Source organism: Acidithiobacillus sp. TH-A67, from assembly GCF_057473545.1.
This window is the reverse complement of record NZ_JBYCKU010000014.1, coordinates 1-5,075: the sequence shown is the minus strand read 5'-3', so window position 1 is coordinate 5,075 and position 5,075 is coordinate 1. Positions and strand designations below refer to the sequence as shown.

The window sequence follows — 5,075 nt, the reverse complement described above, 5'->3', positions numbered from 1 at the left end:
ACGAGGACGGCAGCGCAGAATATCTGATCACTCGCAACCTGCCGCTGACTCAGGCCGAATGGGATGGTGTCAGGGCGCTCATCGATCGCGCGGTGATTGAGGTATCGCAAGGCGTTCAGGGGCTAATGCTGTATCTGCGGGGCGCGGAGATGGACGTCGTAGAAGTGTCTCGGCGCGTAGGCTTGGCTGAGATAAATTGCAACGCAACAGAACGCTGGCCGTTACTGAGTTTTGTCGATCAGGATGAATACGGCATCTGGCTGGCTTTTCTGCCGCGTCAGTACACCAGTGCTTTCCATCTGGACCCAGGGCCAGATGGACATACACTAAGTCTGGCAGAGCAATTGGCCGCGGCGGCTGAGCATCCCCTGATTCCTCAGGGTGACGCGCACTTGGTTGTGTTTGCGGATATGGTCAATTCTGACTCTTGGACATTATCGACGTTGGCCTCTGAAATTTTGTTACAGCAAGGGCATTTGATGCTGCCAGCCCCCCTGCGGGAGCGGCCTAAGCAGGAATCAGACAAAGCTCGTGCGGTAGTTGATACTGATTTTGCCAGTCATATCGATGTTGGTTATTACGATGCATTTGCGTTGTTGCGGCCTGCCTACGCACGCCAAGTTGTGGCCTTGGCGCAGGATATATTGGCCTTCGATCCGCAGGCGGGTGGTGGTTTGTCTGTCGATGTTGGCAGCGGTTCCGGCGCGGCACTTATCATGCTGCTGGAGCTGTTGCCCAACTTGCATGTACGTGCGGTTGAGCCGGATGAAACGGCATTTGCGTATTTATGCCATAACACCAAGGATTTTTCGCGCGTTGTTTGCGAGCGGCAGAGTTTACTGGAACTCCAAGTAACAGATGCACCGGTGTCTGTGGTGACCTTGATCGGTTCTTCGCACCGCGTCAATACCGCCTTCCTGTTTCAGAAGGTTTGGCACGCCCTGGTCGATGGCGGAATCCTGTGCATTGCCGATGAGATACTGCCGTCGTTTTCCAGTCGGGAAGAGCGTAATAACGCGCTGGTGCGCCATCACTCGAACTATATTCTGGCGTCGATGGCGGAGATCGATATGTATGGTCTGGATCAGCACAAGAACGGAGAGACCGAGCTCTATAGGCAAACCCGGCAAGCGCTCACGCGGGCCGTGCTGGAGGCCCAATATGGCCAAACTGGTGCGGCAGTGAAGCGCTGCCGGGATCTGTATACCGAGTTGAGTGAAAAGCTTCCTCCCAAACAGCCAGCAAGCCCTATCGGAGCCTTTGTACGCTACTATTTTTGGGAGATTCAGGCGATGGTTGCCGGCTTCGATTACGAAATCGCGAGAAAGACTCATGTCAAGAGGCTGCTATCTTTGGCAAATGGATCCGGCTTCGATCTTTTGCGGCATCGTCAAGTGTATGCGAGCACGGGTGTCGACGAATGGGATGGCGGAACGCATGTTTTTACGTTTCAAAAGCGCACAGCATCTTTTCTCAGCCGTTGAACTGGGCGGCTTCCTGGCAGGTATGATGGCAAGCTTACCGATCGCGGCAGGCTATTTACCGGTCGCGATTTCGTTCGGTTTGGTGGCTGTTGGGGCGGGTCTCAAGCTGATGACAGCGGTTGCGGTGTCGGCGTTGCTCTTCGCAGGTGCAAGTCAGTTTGTCCTGGTGTCGATGATGGTTTCAGGAGCCGGTTTTATCGTGTCGCTTGCGACCGTACTGCTGATGAATGTGCGCCACATTTTCTATGGGCCTGCGTTGCTTCGGAAGTTTACCCATCGGCCATTGCGAATGTGGCCGATATGCTTGTCGTTTGGATTGACCGACGAGGTGTTTGCGGCATCCCTCGCACGTCTGGAGCAAATTCCAGAGCAGCGGCGAGAGACCTGGTTTTTGGGGTTGCAGTTTGGTGCCTATGTTGCGTGGTTGGGTGGTACGGCGCTAGGTGCGGTTTCTGGCTCGCAATTCACACGATTGCCGAGTGTATTGCAACACGCCGTTCATTTCGTATTACCAGCGCTATTTATGGCCTTGCTGATAGAGCTTGCTTCCCGCGAGGTATTGCACGTGGTTACGGTCGCAGCGCTGACAACGGTAGTGGCACTTTTGCTCCTGCCTGCTGCGCAGGCCATACCCCTCGGTATGCTCATCGGCGCGTTGAGTGCTGTGTGGTGGCGGAGGTGCGCACGTGAGTGATACGACCATGATCATCATTGCTGCGGGGGTGGGCACCTTCCTGTTGCGTTATATACCGTTCCGCCATGCGCTGCGGATGAAGCCGCGCGCGCAGATCGAGACTCGGGGAGCTTGGAGGTTTTTTTTTACGTTCGTGGGACCTGCAGCGATCGCATCGCTGTTGGCGGCTTCTCTGGCGCCGGATATCAAGAGCGTTGGGCCGAGATTGTTCGCTGCGGTCGCAGGACTGACAATTGTCGTGCTGATCAAACGCGGTGTCGGTGGGTTCGCCGTGGCGACGTTGGCGGGTGCAATAGTCTACGGCTTGGCACGTACTGTGTTTGGGTACTGAAGCGCGCAGGTACCAGGGCTTTTTATGAACCGAAATAAGTCGGTAGTCCTCGGGCAGCTCTTCGTCAATAAGGCCCGTCTCCTGCGAGAAGGCGGACGGTGCTGCCAACACCAGCGCAGTGAACGCTGAAGACCGGATGGTCTTATTCACCGCGTCTAACGCCAGAGCTTAAGGCGCGGCGCGAAGCAGCGTCGCCTGCAACCCGTTGTTGGGCATTCACTATGCATTCATATACCGAATTGGGTTTTGGCCACCCTTTCCAACCGAAAAGCCGACATACTCATCACGAATTCCATCCGCAATCCTTCCCGAAAACTCCCACCTTCCCCTGTTTCCAAAGTCCGATGAATCTCGGGTCTGGTACTCAAGGGTTCCAGATGGATACCATTGGTCAATGCGATAGACTTCACGAACGATACCTTGGTAGACGGCTATTGCATATTCGGCCTTGTTTCTGCGTGGACCAATAACCCAAATTCCACAAGTGGCTTCATAGAGTTCTGAGGAGGTCATATTGCTTCGATAGAGTTTATTTATCGTGATAAGACCTTGTGCCGGACCTCTACTGGTTTGGCTTTAAGCATAGTGATGACCTCTTGGGATGTAATTCGACCGAAGCTGTGCTCGTGGTAACCCGCAACGCGATTAGTCAGTTTTTCCTTGCCGATGAGATCTAATGTAGAATGGCTCTCCATTGCGCGGGTCAATATAAACGTACACATATGATTTGATTATCGCAGCGATTTTGTCGGATACCCTCATGTCTCATGACGCCCAACGTCGAAGCTCAGAGGTTTACCGCAACTGCTGCATAACCGCCCCTTCCGCATTGGATCAAGCGGCCTCATGTTGCAAGGATTCGTAGCCGATGCAGGCCAGCCAAATCGTCTTTGGTATGGGTCTCACTCCACTTTTATAGTAGGCAATCATACGGCGGGTCATACCAATAGCCTGGGCGGCCTGACTTAGACTGAGCTGATTCCGCTCCATCCAGCCAGCGAAGTCTTCGCGGGTGGGCAGGCCTACCTGCTGGCGACCGAGGCTATACAGTTGGTCTGCCCCCAAATCCAGCCCGCCTGGCCAACTCAGGCCATCTCCCCAGTCATCGCTCTGAGCTTGTGCAAAAATCGCCGGATCGTGGAGGGCGGCAAAGGGGTCTCCTTCCCGCTTGAGTCCAATAATGCTGCTCAGATCGGTCACAAAGGTCTCTCCAGTCGACCATTCGATGATGATCTGTAATGGCCCGGTGATCTCGATCTTGCGAATTTGTGGTGCATGGCTCATGGATTCAGCCTCCGGTATTCCGCTAGCAACATCTCTATGATGCGCCGCTATCCAAGTGCGTACGGGAACCAACCGCTTCCTTGGCGTCTAAAGGCTGAGAGCAACTCCCCAGTTTCGGTGGCCAAGGATACCCGTGATCCATCCCGGAATTGAACGTGGACGTGAGGCAACGGATGAGGCTCTCGACCGTTGATGCGGGCACGCCAATCATCCACCGGGGGATACGTTGTCATAGGATCAGGATAGAGCATCTATTGCACTACCTCAAGGGGTGGTCACCGCCTTTAGACGCTAATGGCAGACGAATCTGGACGGCTCAGACCTCTTGCAACTTGAGAGGACGTTTTTGGCCGATGATCTTTTGCTTAGCGTCGATTCAGGCCGCGCTTTTGCAAAAATTCCCGCATGTGTGGGCGCGCTTCACGACCCACCAAGCCGGCTACTTGTTGCGACCAGGAGCTATCCTTGCTGTTGCTGCTACGTTGCCCGTAGTACGCACGCATCTCTTCGTCATAGGCAGCAATCCCATCCTCCTCGGTGCTGGCGTCGTAGTGGTCTTTCTTAAGTACGACGGACAGCGGCAGGCGCGGCTTAACCTCAGGGTCCTGCGCGGGATAGCCCAGGCAGAGTCCGAAGACCGGATAGGCCTGCGCCGGAATACGGAGAAGGTCGCTGATTTCCTGTGGGTGATTGCGCACGGCGCCGATATAGCAGGTGCCCAATCCCAGGGATTCCGCAGCAATCACGCAATTTTGCGCGCAGAGCGCGGCATCGATGGTGGCAATCAGAAAATGCTCCGTCATTCCGTCGACGAAGGCTGTGCCTTGGCGTTCACAAATGTGTTCCGCCCGGTGCAGGTCGGCGCAGAAGAGCAAAAAGATCGCGGCAGTACGGATCTGGTCCTGATCTCCCGCGAGCTGGGCAATCTGCGCCCGGAGATTATGATCATCGACCTGAATCACGGAGTACGCCTGGATGTTGCTGGAACTCGCGGCCGCCTGGCCACAGCGTATAATCTGCGCTACCACGGCGTCCGCGACCGGCTCGGGACGAAACTGACGGATGGAGCGATGCGCCTGCAGAAGGGAAAAAACATCATTCATGCTATACCTCGAAAGTCAACGAAGAGAGACAGTGCGATTGAGCCACCAGACCGTACCGTTCAAATAAAAGGCCACGCAGAGTCAGAGCAGGTACGGGAGCATGAGAATACCGGCAACGGATTCGATTTGGAAAAATAGTATGGGTAAGTATGACCACCTTGCCTCCCGGCAACCGACGG

5 protein-coding genes are annotated in these 5,075 nt (G+C 55.0%); 3 read left to right on the top strand and 2 right to left on the bottom strand.

Features of this window, described 5'->3' with window-relative positions:
- The 3 genes from AC2VNM_RS02030 to AC2VNM_RS02020 all read left to right on the top strand — a co-directional run.
- Positions 1–1,484 (top strand): class I SAM-dependent methyltransferase (locus AC2VNM_RS02030; protein WP_486912770.1); only part of this gene is annotated, 1,484 nt, incomplete at its 5' end.
- Positions 1,438–2,178, top strand: coding sequence for an AzlC family ABC transporter permease (locus AC2VNM_RS02025; RefSeq protein ID WP_483189905.1), 741 nt, complete (start codon positions 1,438–1,440; stop codon positions 2,176–2,178). The genes AC2VNM_RS02030 and AC2VNM_RS02025, both read left to right, overlap by 47 nt.
- Positions 2,171–2,509, top strand: a complete 339-nt coding sequence (locus tag AC2VNM_RS02020) for an AzlD domain-containing protein (protein WP_483165504.1) — start codon at positions 2,171–2,173, stop codon at positions 2,507–2,509. The genes AC2VNM_RS02025 and AC2VNM_RS02020 overlap by 8 nt, the downstream gene beginning before the upstream one ends.
- An 834-nt stretch (positions 2,510–3,343) precedes the next feature.
- Here the strand turns inward: AC2VNM_RS02020 and AC2VNM_RS02015 are convergent.
- On the bottom strand, positions 3,344–3,793 hold the full coding sequence (locus AC2VNM_RS02015) for a DUF2442 domain-containing protein (protein WP_483165505.1): 450 nt from the start codon (positions 3,791–3,793) through the stop codon (positions 3,344–3,346).
- 365 nt (positions 3,794–4,158) lie between these two features.
- A complete protein-coding gene (gene nfsA / locus AC2VNM_RS02010) occupies positions 4,159–4,896 on the bottom strand; it encodes an oxygen-insensitive NADPH nitroreductase (RefSeq protein WP_483189906.1) in 738 nt (245 codons plus the stop codon).
- Positions 4,897–5,075 lie beyond the last annotated feature (179 nt).